This is a genomic window from Streptomyces sp. NBC_01520, assembly GCF_045040375.1.
Lineage (GTDB): Bacteria > Actinomycetota > Actinomycetes > Streptomycetales > Streptomycetaceae > Streptomyces.
Genome location: NZ_CP109404.1, coordinates 6667749 through 6682383 on the forward strand (window position 1 = coordinate 6667749; position 14635 = coordinate 6682383).

The window sequence follows — 14635 nt, forward strand, 5'->3', positions numbered from 1 at the left end:
CCACCCCGGGCAACGACACCACCACCCCCGGCGACCAGCACTTCCACGAACCGCTGAACCAGCCCGGCGCCCTGCGGCTCGGCGTCGCAGGACCCGTCGGCACGGGCAAGAGCTCCATCCTGGCCACGCTCTGCCGCGAGCTCGCCGGCGAGCTGTCCATGGCCGTCGTCACGAACGACATCTACACCGACGAGGACGCCCGCTTCCTCCGCTCGGCGGGAGTGCTGCCCACCGAACGCATCCGCGCCGTGGAGACCGGCGCCTGCCCGCACACCGCGATCCGCGACGACGTCAGCGCCAACCTGGACGCCGTCGAGGACCTGGAAGAGGCGTACGGGCCGCTCGATCTGGTGCTGGTGGAGAGCGGCGGCGACAACCTCACCGCCACCTTCAGCCCGGCACTGGCCGACGCTCAGATCTTCTGCATCGACGTCGCGGGCGGCGGCGACGTGGCCCGCAAGGGCGGCCCCGGCATCACCGGCGCGGACCTGCTCGTCATCAACAAGACCGACCTCGCCCCCTATGTGGAGGTGGACGTGGCGGGCATGGTCTCCGACGCCGGAGCGGTGCGCCACGGCCTTCCGGTCCTCGCCCTGTCCAAGCACGACCGGGCCTCCGTGGTCGAACTCGCCGACTGGGTACGCTCGGTGCTCGCCCGGCACCGGGCCGGCAGCCACATCCCCAACGACCCGGGACCGATGGCACCCCACAGTCACCCGCACCCGTGAGGCCGCCGGCCGAACCGACCGTCGTCACCGTCCACCGCGACACCTCCGGCCGGCACATCGCCCGCGACCTCGGCCCCGGCACCTTCCTCGCCCCCCGCTCCCTCCTGCCGGCCGCCGACGGACTCCACCTCGCCCTGGTCGGCACCACGGCGGGGCTGCTCGCGGGCGACGACCTGCTGATCCGCGTCACGGTCGGCCCGGGGGCCAGGCTGCACCTCATGGAACCGGCCGGTCTCGTCGCGTACGACCACCGGGGCGGCGCCTCGTCCTGGCGGGCCGTGGTGGAGATCGCCGAGGGCGGCGAACTGTACTGGGACTCCCGGCCGTTCGTGATCTCCTCGGGCGCCGAGGTGACCCGCGCGATGGAGGCCGACCTGGCCCCCGGGGCAAGGATGCTCTGGCGCGACACCCTCGTCCTGGGCCGTTCCGGCGAACGGGGCGGCAGCGTACGGGCAACCACTCGGGCCACCCACGAGGGACGGGAGCTCCTGGTGGAGGACCTCGACCTCAGCGACCCGGACCTGCGCGAACTGCCCGGCCTCCTCGGACCGCACCGCGTCGTCGGCGCCGTCACCGCCCTGGGGGCCGACCCCGGCGGCCCGGACCACCCCTACCGCATGGACTTCGCGGGCCCCGGAGCACAGGTGCGGCTGCTGGACACCGCGGCCCCGGCCGTGGAGAGCGGGCTCACGGCGGTCTGGGAGGCCTGGCGGGAGTCCTTCACCGCGCTCACCGGCCGAAGCGCGCCAGGCAGTGCCACACCCGCTTGAGGTCCTGCGGGTCGTGGCGCCCACCGCGCGCGGCCTCGCCGATGACCCCCGGATCCAGGAACCCGTCGACCGCCAGCGCGGCCCCCAGATCGACGTACTCCTGCCCCCGGTACCCCGGGCGGCGCCGCAACTCCGCCACGGACAGGCGGAAACCGCCGTGCCACTGCACCGGGCAGGGCAGCGCGCGGGCGGCGGTCTCCACCTCCGTGCCCCGGTAGCAGGGGTCGAGCACGACCGCCTCCACATGGCGGTCGAGCCGGACCGGCCGGTGGACCTGCGCCTCGACGTAGTCGTCCAGGGCGTCCCTGTGGTCGGCCTCGGCGAGCGCGACGAGCCGCGCACCGGCCTTCGCCACACCGAAGTCCGACGGTTCGGCAGCGCTGTCCGGGTAACACAACGTGGTGTACGCCAACGCGTCGGCGGTGAGCCGCAGATGGGCGGAACCGAACCGGGGAGCGGCGCCGACGGGGGAGCGGCGGAAGTCCAACGCCCCGTACACGGGCCGCTCATGGGCGGCCGCGTCGTCGTACGCGCCGCCGAAGATACGGCTCTCCCAGCGCCACCGGTCACCGCCCGGATACGCGGTGAGCCCGCCGTTGCCCGTGCCGGTGACGAACTGGGACGCGTACACACCGTCGCCGGCCAGCCGCTCCAGGACCGTACGGCCGCCGGAGACCCGGTCAGGGTGGAAGTTCAGCGTCACACGCAGCGAGGGATCGAGCGGCAACCCCGAGGACAGGGCGGCCACATGGCGAAGGGCCCGCTCCTGCGGCGGGCGCGGGGGATCGGTGCGCACCGGCCCAGTCTGCCAGAGCCCGGACCGGCGGCGCCCGCCACTTTCCCCCGTCGCCCCGCTGACGGGAACCGCCCCTGCTCGCCCGCTCTGCGCCGCGCCACGGTGTACTTCGACCGGTCGCCTTGATGCCGGTCGCACCGGGAGGCCCCCACCATGGCCGGCCGGCGGCAGCGTGTGCCCTTCCGGGTGAGTGCTCCGCATGCCGACTGCCTACGAGCCATGCCTGACCGCCCCCCATCGGTTCCGCCTGCGGGTGCCGGCAGTGCCCGGAGTCGCCCGGCGACGGCTCCCGCGGGAAGGCGCACCGAGGTGTACCGGGTGCGCTCCGGAGCGCGGGGCGGGTGGGCCGGCGTCAGGCCGTCGCGTTCTTCGGACCTGCGGCGTCCGTCCGCCGCTGCTCCTCGATGCGTCGCTTCGCCTCCTCCCAGGTGATCGGCAGGTCACCGACCGGCGCCTCCCAGAACGTGAACGTCGAGGACCGCATCGTGGGCCTCAGGTCGGTCATCACGGTGCGGTGCGGCTCGGTCCTGGCGTAGGCGTACACCGCGTCGCGGCTCTCCCACGCGGAGAGTGTGAAGAACACCCGCCGTGTGGGCTGCGCGATGAGCGAGGCGCCGAACGCGCCCGGCGCGGACCGTACCTGCTTCCACGCCGCCAGGGACTTCAGGAAGAAGCGCGGTACGTCCTTCAGGGAACGGACCTCGAAGCGCGAAGCCATGACGACGGTCGTGCCTTCGGACGGGGCGGGGTGCGGGGTGACCCACGGGAGAGTCGGCATCGACGTGCTCACCTTCCAATGTGGATAGTGGTGCTGTCTGCTCTCCATGTTAGAGAGTGATGCTCTCCAATGGCTAGGGGTTTGGTGGTGTGTCGGCCCCGAAGGTCGGCCCGGAGGCCGTACGTCACCGAGGGGTGACGCACGGCCTGCCCCTGTCGGTGGGCTCAGAGCTGCGGGCGGGCGGCGGTGCCGTCGGTCGTCCGCAGCAGCCGCAGGAAGGCCTTCAGGCCCGCGATGATCTCCTGATTGTCCGTCAGGCGATTGACGGTGGCCTCGAATTCGCGGGCCAGGGCGGCGATTCGCCGGTCGGTCTCGTCCGCACGCGCCTGGACGGAGTGGGTCAACGCGGCCACCGTGCCGCGCAGTTCGGACAGGGCCTGTTCCTGGCCCTGGGCCCGCTTGTCCAGGGCTTTCGCGCCGTCCTGCAGCAGATCGACCTGCTTGCGCAGCTCCAGCACGTCGTCACGCGGGAACGTCACGTCCTTCAGCAGCCTGCTCAGCCTGCGCCGCAACTGCCCGAAGTAGGCGCCCGCCGGCCGGAACACGGTGCTCAGCAGGAAGAAGCCGGCGAACCAGTATCCCGTCATGGCGCCCGTGGCCACCGTGACCGCGAGGGCCAGGGCCGCGGTCAGGAGGTGTCCTGCGAGAGCCACCCGCAGCATCGTCCGGGCGATCCGCGTCGCCTCGGCGTCCCGCGCCTCCGGAACCGCCAGGCCCTTGCCGCGGCTCACCTCGATCTCGGCCAGCACGGTATGCGCCCGGAAGTAGAGGTTCCACGGCACGGTCAGAAGGAGGAGAAGCCACAGCAGGCCCAGCACTCCCGCCGCGGCGCCCAGCAGCAGCGACAGGGACATCCCCGACGCGTGCGCGGCAACCAGTGCCCCGGCCAGCACCGCCAAAGCCAGTGCCGCCCCCACGAACCGTCCCATGCCGTCCCCCGACCGTGCGTCGTCGTGCCCCGCCCTGTACCTGCCCGTCATCGTCCCGGTGGAGCGGGACCCGGTCATGAGTACGCGTACTCAGCAGGCTGGGGCGGGGCACGAGGCCGTCGGGGGCCGGGTCAGCGGCCGTTCTGCAGGGCCGCCCAGGTGTTGGGGCCGACACTGCCGTCGACCGTCAGGCCGCGCGAGCTCTGATAGCCGCGTACGGCCGTGTCCGTCGCCGTACCGAAGGCGCCGTCGATGGCCACCGTCGAGCCGAGCGCCGCGGTCAGCGACCGCTGCAGCCGCTTCACCGCGTCGCCCGAGCTGCCCTTGACGAGCGTCGGCGTCGTCCCGGCCGAGAGCAGCGCGGTCCAGGTCTTCGGGCCGACCGTGCCGTCGGCGGTGAGCCCCCGGGCCGTCTGGAACGCCTGGACGGCGCTCTTCGTGGCCGGGCCGAAGGAGCCGTCCACGGCACCCGCCGCGTATCCCTGGTCGTTGAGCAGCTTCTGCACGGCCTTGACCTGTGCGCCCGACGAGCCGGACTGCTGGGTCGCGTACGAGCTGAAGCTCAGTTCGTCGCTCCCGCTGCCGCCGCCGGAGCCGCCGACGAGCTGCATGTAGTAGGTCCAGTTCCAGTTGACGCCCGGGTCGGTGTGGTCGTTCCCGGGGGCCTCGCTGTGCCCGATGACGTGGGACCGGTCCTTCGGGATCCCGTACCGGTTGCAGAGGTACGCCGTCAGGGCCGCCGAGGAGCGGTACATCGGGTCGGTGAACCACGACGGGTCGTCGACGTAGCCCTCGTGCTCGATGCCGAGCGACGAGGCGTTGGCGCTCCTGGCATGCCACGCGGTGTTCGCGTCACGCACCATCTGGGTGATCTCGCCGTCCGAGGACCGGATCAGGTAGTGGGCGCTGACCTGGGACGCCGGGTTCTGGAACCAGCTGATGGAGCCGGCGTACGAGCCCTGGGTGACGTGGACGACCACCTTGTCGATCGTCGCCGTCCTGCCCGTCGCGTAGTTGGCGGAACTCGCGGGCACCCAGAGCGCCGAAGGGTAGTCGGGGCTCTGGGTGGTGACGTCGGCCGTGGCCAGGGAACCCTTCTGCGGGGAGACCGGACGGGAGGTGACCGAGATCCGCTCGCCGCCCGGGACCGTCGTCCGCAGACCCTCGGCGAGGAAGGTGTAGACGGTGTCGGCGTACAGGGCCGCGACCGCGCCCCGGGCCCCGCTGTACCGGGCGACGGCCGGGTACCAGGCGTCGATGTCGCGGCGTTCGGCCCGGTCCAGGCCGAGGGCGTCGGCGTGGCTGCGCAGCACCGCCGCGCCGCCCAGGATGTTGGCGTCCGCGTCCCGGCGGAGCGTGGCGGCGGACTCGCCCGTCAGGGCGGCGGCCTTCTCCAGGGAGCGGTTCGTGGGGTTGCTGACGAGGTGCATCACGCCGTAGCCGTTGGCCTGGCTGGGGCGGCCGGCGTGCCCGTCGAGGTGTGTCTCCCCGTAGCCGACGGCGGCGAGCAGGTCACGCGGTACGTCGAACTCCTCGGCAGCCTCGGCGAAGGCCTGGTTCATGGGGTCCTGCCCGGTCTGGGCGGCCGGTGCCGGATGGCCGGTGGCGACGAGGGCGGTGGCGGCGACGGCCGCCAGAACTGCTGCTCGTCTGCCGGTGTGGCCTGCGGGGCGTCGGGGCATACCTGCTCCTGGTCCGTGGAGGGAAGAAGGCCCCCGGACCCGGTGGGGTGGGCCGAGGGCCGTTGAGCTCGCACAGGCTATCTACATGATCGAGGCATGACAATGGTGTCCTGGCGTGTCCAAGTCCCTTTCACTCCAATGGAGTTGGACTGAGGATCGGGCTTCCGCCGCAGAGGCCGTCACCCCCGGCAGGGGGCGGCGGCAGGAGGTGCGGCTACCAGCGGTCCCGGTGGATGACGTCGGCCACCGGGCGGCGGCGGACCGGTCCGAAATTGCCCTGCGGCAGACCCACCGGAATGGCCGCGAAGGTGTGCGTGTCCGCGGGGATCCCCAGGGCCTCCTTCCACTCCTGCTCCAGGAACAGGTGCCAGATGGTGACGTTGGCCGCGAGACCCAGCGCCCGGGCCGCGAGCAGGAGGTTCTGCACGCCCGGATAGACGCAGGAACCCTCCGCGAGCGCCTGGAAGCGGGTCTGCGTGTTCGTCATGTGCTCCAGGCCCGCCGGGCCGAGGGCCTGCGCGTAGACGCCCAGGCCCTCCTCGTCGAAGCGCGGCTCCGGGAACTTGTAACAGGGGATGATCAGCACCGGCGTGTCCGCGAAGTGGTCGCGCTGGTACTCGATGGCCGCCACCATCCGGCCGTACGCCGCGTCGTCCATGCCCTCCGGCGCGTGCTTGCCGGTCGTCGCCAGATAGGCGTCCACGCACCGCTTCCACAGCGGGGCCAGCCGGGCCATGACCTCCCGGTCGGTGACGACCACGTACTCGTAGCACTGCATGTTGCCGCCGCTGGGCCCCCAGACCGCGGCCTGTATGAGCTGATCGATCGTCTCGTCCGGTACGGCGTCCGGCTTGAGGCGGCGCATGGCGCGCATCGTGGACATGGTCGGGAAGAGTGCGGGTCCGTCGAGGGCGGACGCGTCGGCCTGAACCGTTTCGAAGGTCATGATCGCGGAGTTTACGGGCCTGGTTCCGCTGCCGGGAGCCCTGCCGGGCGCCCGCACGCGGCTCCCGGCTGGGCGTGCCCCGCGCGGACCGTTGGCACCGGAGCCGCACCCGGGGAAGCCGCGCGCGGCTGTGCGGTCAACCGGGGGAGGGCCTTCGCCGGACGGCGGCCTCCGCGACCCGGCGCCCGCACCCGTCATGTCACTCGCGGCCTCGGCACGGCGGATTCGTACACCTGGCCGTCCCCACTTCTTCCGGGGGAACGGTGGCCGGAAATCCCGCAGCGGAGGCGTATAAAGGGTCCCTTTGGAGCAGCCGGCGTCCCCGATGGCATCTCACCCACCACGCGGCCGGCGTCACCGCGTACCGAGAGCGGAGGAGCCTCCCCATGAGCACCTCGGAAGAGATCAGCGCGTTGCTCGTCACCAGGTTCGGAACCGACCCCCAGACCATCCGTCCGGAGGTGCCACTTCGTCAACTGCGCCTGGACTCGCTCGCTCTGGAGGAGCTCCGGCTCCTCATCGAGGACCGGATGGACATCGATCTGGAGGACGTCGTCCTGTCCTCGCGCGACACCCTCGGCCAACTGGTCGCGGCCGTGTGCGGCAAGGCCGGAGCGTGACGGCCCGCGGGCCGTTCGCACAGCCGGCCGGCCGGCCGGGAACCGAGCCGTTCAGCGCCGCGGTCACCGGCCTCGGCCTGGTCACCGCCGCCGGTGTGGGCGTCGACGCCGCATGGCGGGGGGTGTGCGACACGGCCGCCGCCCCCTCCGTCCACCACATTCCCGAACTCGCTGGACTGCCCTGCGACTTCATGTACACCGTCACCGGACTGGACACCCGGGCCGCCCTGGGGGTCGCCGCCCAGCGGCTGATGGACCGCTTCTCGCAGCTCGCCGTGATCGCCGCCCGTGAGGCCGTCGCCGACGCGGGGCTCGACCCGTCGGTCTGGGACAGCGGCCGGGTCGCCGTCGTCATCGGCTCCGCACACGGCGGGCTGCCCTTCTACGACGAGCAGCACACCACGCTCACCGAGCGCGGCGCACGCCGCGTCTCCCCGAAGCTCGCCCCGCTGACCGTCGTCAACGGCGCCGCCAGCAGCGTCGCCATGGACCTGGGCGTCCACGGTCCGAGCCTGGCCGTCTCCACCGCCTGCTCCTCCGGCACCGTCGCCATCGGCACCGCCCACCAGATGCTCCGCACCGGGGCGTGCGACATCGTCGTCGCGGGCGGCGCCGAATCCGTCCGCTCCCGGCTGCTGATCGCCAGCGCCTGCCAGATGCGGGCCGTCTCCACCCGCCGCGACGACCCGCAGGCGGCCTGCCGGCCCTTCGACACCCACCGCGACGGCTTCGTCGTCGGAGAGGGCGCCGGTCTCCTCGTACTGGAGCGTCCCGAGCACGCCCGCGCCCGCGGGGCCACCGTCCGCGCCCGCGTCGCCGGTTACGGGGCGTCCAGCGACGCCCACTCCGCCGTCGCCCCCGACCCCGACGGCCTCGGCATCGAGCGCGCGCTGCGCACCGCACTGTCCGACGCAGGCCTCGACGCCTCCGACATCGGCCACGTCAACGCCCACGGCACCTCGACCGTCGCCAACGACCTCATCGAGGCGACCATGCTGCGCCGGGTCCTGGGCGAGCGGCCCCTCGTGACGTCCACCAAGGCGATGACCGGCCACACCCTCGGTGCCGCGGGAGGCATCGAGGCCGCGCTGACCGTCCTGGCGCTCCAGCACCAGCTCGTGCCGCCGACGGTCAACCTTGACGCCCCCGACCCCGGCATCCCCGTGGACGTGGTGAGCAAGGAGGCCAGACGGGGTGCCTTCGACTGCGCCGTCAAGACGTCGCTCGGCTTCGGCGGTCACAACGCGGCGCTCGTGCTCACCAGAGCCTGACGGGAAGCGAGGAGCAGCATGTCCGAGGAGATCATCCGGTCCCTGTCCGTGCACGGCCTTCGGTACCACTACCGCCTCCTGCCCCGCGCGGAACCGGCCGACCCGGCCGTACGGGAGGGCGGACCGGGAACCGAGCCCGTACTCGTCCTGGGCGGCGCGCTGCAGGGTATGTTCGGCTGGCCGCAGATGGACGACCACCTCGGCCCGGTGGCCGACGTGGTGACCGCGGACCTGCCGGGCATGGGCACCGCCGACCCGCTGCCGCCCGGACCCAGCGCCGACATCCTGCGCGCCGCGGTCACGGGGATCATCGACGACATCGGCGCACCCCGGATCAACCTGTTCGGCTTCTCGTACGGGGCCGCCATCGCGTTCGGCTGCGCACGGCACGACCCGGGGCGGATCGCCAGGCTCGCCCTCGGCGGCGTACCCGTGCACATCGGCGAGGCGCAGCGCGACTACTGGCACCGGGCGACGCGGCGGCTGGCCGAGGGGGACAAGGAAGGCTTCGCGGCGCTGGCGGCCGACGGGCTGATGTGCCTGGACCCGGACAGGCCGGTGTACCGCAGGGAGCTCGCCCGGCGCTACGTACGCCGTTCCTTCCTGCACGCGCTCAGCGACGGTTCACCGCACGCCGCCGACTCGCTGCACCGGGCGCTGGGAGACCGGCCGGACTTCTCGGGAGGCCTGTCCGGCGTGCCCACGCTGGTCTTCGCGGGGGAGCACGACACGGTGACTCCGCCGGAGCGGCAGCGGGAGTTCGCAGCGACGATCGAGGACAGCCGCTTCCTGACACTGCCGGAATCGGACCACTGGGTGGTGCTGGAGCGGTCCGGCGAGGTGGCCGCACTCGTCACGGGCTTCTTCACGGACCGGCCGGTTGGCCCCTCGACGGCGGCGGCACCCGCGCCTCTCCCGCACCAGGTATCGGCGTCGGACGGCTCGGCCGCGCGACGGCCCGGCGGCCTCGCGGACCTGCCCGTCCGGGGGGTGTAGCGGAGGTGTCCGGGGGCGGATCCGGCCGTGACCGGCCCGGATCCGCCCCCGGGGCCGTCAGTGCGTGCGGCCGGAGCCCTTCACGTCGATCCGCACGATCTGCGGGTCGTGGTCGCTCGCCTGGTCGGCGAACTCCGCGTTGATGTGCACCACGTCGTAGTCGAAGCGGCGGATCGCGGGACTGGTCAGGATGTGGTCCAGCGTCTGCGAGTTGCCGTCGTACACGTAGCTGTACTGCTCGTTCGCGGGCAGCGTCGTGATGAGCGGCCTGAGGACCCTGTCACGAGTCAGCGCGTCCATCGTCGGGGAGAACGCGAAGTCGTTCAGGTCGCCGAGCGTGACCACCCGCGCCGACTTGTCCGCCTTCAGCAGCGAGGTGACGAAGGAGTTGACCTCCGCCGCCTGCTGCACACGCTTCGTCTCCGAAGAGCGCACCGGCTCCTGGTAGCGGCCGTGCAGCGGCTGGTCGCCACCCTTGGACGCGAAGTGGTTGCCGATGACGAAGACCGGCTCGCCACGGAAGCGGAACTCGCCCACGAGCGGCTTGCGGCTGTCTTCCCAGGCGGTGCTCGCCGGGTTGATCCGGCCGGGCGAGACGGAGAGGGTGACACCCTTCTTCGTCTTCACGGCCTGCACCGCGGTGGTCGCGTCGCCGCCCTCGCGGTCCACGAAGTCGACCCGCTCCGGGTTGAAGAGGAAGACGTTACGGATGTTGCCGCCGGGCTCGCCACCGTCCTGGCCGTCGACGGGGGCGACGTAGCGCCACGCGTACCGGGGGCCGCCCGCCGCGACGATCGCGTCCGTGAACCGCTTCAGCGTCGCCTCGGAGCCGACCGACCCGTCGTTCGTCGCGCCGTTGTCGTCCTGGATCTCCTCCAGCGAGACGATGTCGGGGGAGGAGAGGCTGACAGCGACCCCGGAGGCGAGCGTGTCGAACTTGGTCTGCTCGTCGAGCGCGTCGAGGTTCTCCACGTTGTACGTGGCGACCGCGAGCTCCTTGCGCTTCTGCTTCCGCGTCACCTCGCGCCGCAGCCCGTTGTCGGTGAGGGTGCCGAGCTCGGTGGCCTGGAGGTTGTACCCGCCGAACGACGCGTAGTCGATGACGCCCGTGGTGGAGCCGGAGAGCTCGTCGCCCACGTCCGCCACCGGGACCGGCTGCGCGGCGTTCAGCGACATCACCTTGATGCGGCCGGTGTTCTGGTCCTCGTACGAGGCGTAGATCGTGCCGCCGCGCCGGGTGCGGTTCTCCTCCGGCTTGACCGTCACCCAGACCTCGTCGTACGCGGTCGTCGCCCCCGTCACCCGGGTGTCGGCGATCGTGGCACGGGCGCCCTCGACCGACTCGTACAGGTCCAGGGCGTATGTGGCCGGGTCCAGCGCCAGCGCGTCGATCGACCCGCCGTCCGCCGTCGGGACGTAGGCCTCCGGCACCGACTTCGCGTCGAGGACGACGGGCGCCGGCAGGGGGTTGCCCGAGGACAGGACGGTGGACTTCGGGGCGGTGAGCTGGGTGAGCGACTGGGTGGTGGAGGACGGGTAGTACTCGGCCACCTTGCCGCTGACCAGGACCGAGTCGCCAACGGCCACGGTCGGCGCGGTGGAGCCGGTGTAGACGAACAGGCCCTCGCTCGTGCGGGCGTCGGCGTCCGGCGCCGTGTCCTGGATCCAGAAGCCGCGCGAACCGCTGGTGCGTACGCCGGTGACGATGCCGGGGACCCCGGCCACCGACTGGCCCACGAGCGGGGAGACCCGCGTCGTGCCCTGGATGTCGTGCACCCGCACGGTTCCGGGCTCGGTCGGCCCGCCGGGCTCGCCGGGGCCGGAGCCGCCGGAGGTCTCACCGGCCGCGTTGACCGGGGTCGGGGTGCCCGCGGTCAGGTCGGCGGCGTTGTCGTCGGTGTCCGCGAGGGACGTGCCGCGCGCCACGGAGGCGGTGGCCGACGTACCCGTCGCCGGGCCGCCGCCCTCGCGCACGACGGCGGAGCCGTAGCCGACGAGGTCGACGATCCGGGTGTCCACGGCACAGTCCGCGGCGGTCTTGCAGGTCAGCGGGGTGGTGCCGGACACGAGCGCGACGGTGCCGCTCGCCGCGGACATCGCGACGGTGCCGGTGGCGTCGGCGGTCGGCAGGGCCACCGTGCCGCCGGTGCCCGCGGCCTGCGCGACGAGGTAGCGGCCGCCGGGCGCGACGGCGCCGGACAGCTCGGAGACCTGCCACAGCGAGCCGGCCGAGGCGGTGCCCGGCAGGTACTGGACGCTGAAGCCGGACAGGCCGAACGGGCTCGCACCGGCGTTGGCCAGCTCGATGAAGTCACGGGTGAGCGTCGCACCGGAGTTGCCGCCGCCGCCGTACACCTCGGAGATCACGGCGGACGAGGACGGGGCCGCGAAGGCGGCGGGCAGCGCGGTCACCGAGAGGGTTACGGCGACGGCGCCGGCCAGCAGGGCGGAGCCGGGTCTGGCTATGTGCACGGGAACTGCCCCCAAGTTGTAGTGAGGTGGCAAAAGCTATGCGCGTAGACCTGGAGTGACAAGGCATCAAGAGGTTAATTCCTGGAAACGCCCGGGTGCGTGGAAGCCGCGGCCGGTCCGTGTCAAGCGCGGAAACGGTGCCGCCACACGCTCTCAACACCCCTTCAACGCGGCGCAATACGCGCGCAACACACGTCCGTGGACAGGTGTCCCAGCATGCGGGCAGTGGTTTGACCGGCTTACGCCGTTCCGGCTACGTTGCGCGGCATGCAGCGATCCGCACACCTGACGACGCGAGGTCATGTCGACCTGAAGCGCGTGTGCTCCGCGGCGTGTCACCGGGCCTGAACACACGGAGCCCGCGCGAACCGCCCACGGGGACACGCTCCCCCTGCGCGCCGCGGGCGCCCCGCCGCACGGGACGAGCGGAATCCGGACCGGACCGATACCGGCCGCATCCGCCACCAGGAACCGCCCCGCACCATCGCCGGGGCGAGACCGCACCCGTACCGCCCGCTGCCACCGAGGACCTGGAAGACACCTGTGAAGAGTCTGCCTGCGCCCGCCCGCCGCACCGGTCCGCTGCGCCGCTCGGACATCCCCGCGGCCGGAGCCGCCCGCCGTGTCTCCGGCACGGGAGCCGTGCTGAGCGCGATCCTCGACCACGGCCCGGTGGCCCGCTCCACCGTCGCCCGCGTCACCGGCCTGTCGCCCGCCTCGGTGACCGGACACGTGGGACACCTCCTGTCCCGCGGACTGGTCCGGGAGAGCGAGGAGACCACCGGACCGCGAGGGCTCGGACGCCCCCACATACCGGTCGAGATCGACACCGGCCGGTTCCTGGTGGCGGGGGCCCACATCGCCGTCGCGCACTCGACGGTCGCCCTGATGGATCTGCGCGGCCGGGTGGTTGCCGAGGACCGCCGGCCGCACCGCAGCACCGAACCCCGCGGCATCCTGGCCGACCTGGCCGCCCGGCTGCCCCGGCTGACGACCGCTCACGCGGCCGGCCGGACCGTGCTGGCCCTGGGCGTGGCCACCGGCCACCGGGTGGACTCCGCCGCCGGAGTGGTCGTGGAACATCCCCATCTCGGCTGGCGCTCCGTGCCGGTACGGGAGATCCTGACCGCCGCCACCGGGCTGCCCGTCCATGTGGACAGCCACTCAAGGGCGTTGGCGCGGGCCGAGCAGATGTTCGGTGAGGTGTCGACGCGGGTCAGCACGGTGCTGCTGTTCATCGGCGCGGTCGTCGACGCCGCCTTCGCCACCGCGGGCGAACTGCACCGGGGCCCGCGCTCCGGAGCGGGCAGCGTGGCCCATCTGCCGCTCGGGCCGGGCGGATCGGGTGACGCGGAGCCCTGTAGCTGTGGCCGTACCGGATGCCTCCAGTCCGAGGTCTCCGAGCGCGCCATGATCCGCCGGGCAGCCGAACAGGGCCTGCACGTCGCATCGTTCGGTGAACTGCTGGACCACGCGATGGCGGACGAGCCGCGCGCCGTGGCACTGTTCCGCCGCCGCGCCCGGCTGGTGGGCCGGGCCGCGGCACTGCTGCTGGACATGTTCGACCCGGAGTGCCTGGTGGTGGTCGAGCCCGGAGCGGGCCGGCTGCCGCAGTGCCTCGCCGATCTGCGGGCGGAGGTGGCTGAACGCTCCGGTGTGTGCGACGACCCCGAAAGCGCGGTGGTGCCGAGCAGTTTCACCGGATCGGTGCTGGCCACCGCGGGTGGCGCGGTCGCGCTCGGCGCGCTGTACACCGACCCGCTCGGGCCGTGGCCCGCACTGCCCGCGGTGTCCTGACCGCCCCGGCGAATACCGACTTAATTCAGATCGTTGCATTGTTGACCCGCCTTCGCCCCGAACGGGAAGATGGATTCATGACCAGCCGACAGCGGAATTCGAGGAATGTGCCCCAGGTGGCACGTTCCTGCCGCGCGGCTGCGCCGGTGAGCGATATCGCCCGGCGTTCCTGTTGTCGACCCTGTCCGGGTAACCGATAACCCTCAGCAGAATTTCCGGGCGGTCCGCACCCTGTGCGTGTTTTCTCTCCGCCCGTCTGTCCGCGCACCCATTTTCCGCCTTTCCGACCGGGGAGAGACGTTGACCGTCACTGTGTCTTCGTATGCCGCTGTCCAATCAACCGAACCCGCCGCGCCCGGCATTGCCCCGGAACGTTTCAAGCAGGCATTCCGCAGGTACCCCGCAGGCGTGGTCGTCGTCACCGCCGACGCCGGCCACGGGCCGGTCGGCTTCACCGCCACCTCGCTCACCTCGCTGTCGCTCGCCCCGCCGTTGGTCTCCTTCGGCATCGGGACATCGGCCTCGTCCTGGCCGCACATCGAGCGGGCCGCCACCGCGGTGGTGAACTTCCTCGGCGTCGAACAGGAGGCGCTGGCCACCACGTTCGCGACCAGTGGCATCGACCGCTTCGCCGCGCCGACCCGGTGGAGCCGGCTGGCGGGCGGTGAGCCCGTGCTCGACGGGGTGACCGGCTGGCTGCGGCTCACCGTCCAGCACATCGTCCCGGCCGGCGACCACCGCATCGTCGTCGCCCGGGTCGAGGAGTCCTGGCTCGACGACGGGCGCAGCCCGCTGCTGTTCCACGACGGCTCCTACCACTCCATCCGCCCCACGCACGACCAGTGATCAG

At 72.4% G+C, this 14635-nt stretch carries 13 protein-coding genes; 7 read left to right on the forward strand and 6 right to left on the reverse strand.

Translation table 11 applies throughout. The annotated features are described in order from the left end of the window. The first annotated feature begins 53 nt into the window (after positions 1 to 53). Both ureG and OG524_RS30075 read left to right on the forward strand, forming a co-directional pair. Entirely contained in the window at positions 54 to 728 is a 675-nt protein-coding gene (gene ureG / locus OG524_RS30070) for an urease accessory protein UreG (RefSeq protein ID WP_405393047.1), read from the forward strand. Then, positions 725 to 1498, forward strand: coding sequence for an urease accessory protein UreD (locus tag OG524_RS30075; RefSeq protein ID WP_405387571.1), 774 nt, complete (start codon positions 725 to 727; stop codon positions 1496 to 1498). The genes ureG and OG524_RS30075 overlap by 4 nt, the downstream gene beginning before the upstream one ends. On the opposite strand, the gene OG524_RS30080 is transcribed toward OG524_RS30075, so the two are convergent. From OG524_RS30080 to OG524_RS30100, 5 genes are all read right to left on the reverse strand, one after another. Beyond that, positions 1458 to 2294, reverse strand: coding sequence for a DUF3626 domain-containing protein (locus tag OG524_RS30080; protein WP_405387570.1), 837 nt, complete (start codon positions 2292 to 2294; stop codon positions 1458 to 1460). The two genes, OG524_RS30075 and OG524_RS30080, sit on opposite strands and share 41 nt — an antisense overlap. Before the next feature lie 352 nt (positions 2295 to 2646). Next, positions 2647 to 3072, reverse strand: coding sequence for a DUF3291 domain-containing protein (locus tag OG524_RS30085; RefSeq protein WP_405387569.1), 426 nt, complete (start codon positions 3070 to 3072; stop codon positions 2647 to 2649). 164 nt (positions 3073 to 3236) lie between these two features. Then, positions 3237 to 4079 (reverse strand): hypothetical protein, encoded by an 843-nt coding sequence (locus OG524_RS30090; protein WP_405387568.1) that lies wholly within the window; start codon positions 4077 to 4079, stop codon positions 3237 to 3239. Between the two features lie 53 nt (positions 4080 to 4132). After that, the gene (locus tag OG524_RS30095) at positions 4133 to 5683 is read right to left on the reverse strand and encodes a peptidoglycan-binding protein (protein ID WP_405812016.1); all 1551 of its coding nucleotides are present in this window, start codon (positions 5681 to 5683) and stop codon (positions 4133 to 4135) included. A gap of 214 nt (positions 5684 to 5897) precedes the next feature. Continuing rightward, a complete protein-coding gene (locus tag OG524_RS30100; protein WP_405387566.1) occupies positions 5898 to 6629 on the reverse strand; it encodes a nitroreductase family protein in 732 nt (243 codons plus the stop codon). Positions 6630 to 7015: 386 nt separating this feature from the next. On the opposite strand from OG524_RS30100, the gene OG524_RS30105 reads away from it, so the two are divergent. The 3 genes from OG524_RS30105 to OG524_RS30115 are packed head-to-tail and all read left to right on the forward strand — an operon-like array spanning position 7016 to position 9516. Then, positions 7016 to 7249, forward strand: coding sequence for an acyl carrier protein (locus OG524_RS30105; protein ID WP_405387565.1), 234 nt, complete (start codon positions 7016 to 7018; stop codon positions 7247 to 7249). Then, positions 7246 to 8520, forward strand: a complete 1275-nt coding sequence (locus OG524_RS30110; RefSeq protein ID WP_405812017.1) for a beta-ketoacyl-[acyl-carrier-protein] synthase family protein — start codon at positions 7246 to 7248, stop codon at positions 8518 to 8520. Before OG524_RS30105 ends, OG524_RS30110 begins: the two co-directional genes overlap by 4 nt. Positions 8521 to 8538: 18 nt before the next feature. Then, the gene (locus OG524_RS30115; protein ID WP_405387563.1) at positions 8539 to 9516 is read left to right on the forward strand and encodes an alpha/beta fold hydrolase; all 978 of its coding nucleotides are present in this window, start codon (positions 8539 to 8541) and stop codon (positions 9514 to 9516) included. 57 nt (positions 9517 to 9573) lie between these two features. On the opposite strand, the gene OG524_RS30120 is transcribed toward OG524_RS30115, so the two are convergent. Next, positions 9574 to 11988, reverse strand: a complete 2415-nt coding sequence (locus tag OG524_RS30120; RefSeq protein ID WP_405387562.1) for an endonuclease/exonuclease/phosphatase family protein — start codon at positions 11986 to 11988, stop codon at positions 9574 to 9576. 543 nt (positions 11989 to 12531) lie between these two features. On the opposite strand from OG524_RS30120, the gene OG524_RS30125 reads away from it, so the two are divergent. Continuing rightward, positions 12532 to 13785 (forward strand): ROK family protein, encoded by a 1254-nt coding sequence (locus tag OG524_RS30125; RefSeq protein ID WP_405387561.1) that lies wholly within the window; start codon positions 12532 to 12534, stop codon positions 13783 to 13785. 300 nt (positions 13786 to 14085) lie between these two features. Continuing rightward, positions 14086 to 14631: a flavin reductase family protein gene (locus OG524_RS30130; RefSeq protein WP_405387560.1), complete on the forward strand. Its 546-nt coding sequence runs from the start codon at positions 14086 to 14088 to the stop codon at positions 14629 to 14631. The last annotated feature ends 4 nt before the right edge of the window (positions 14632 to 14635 follow it).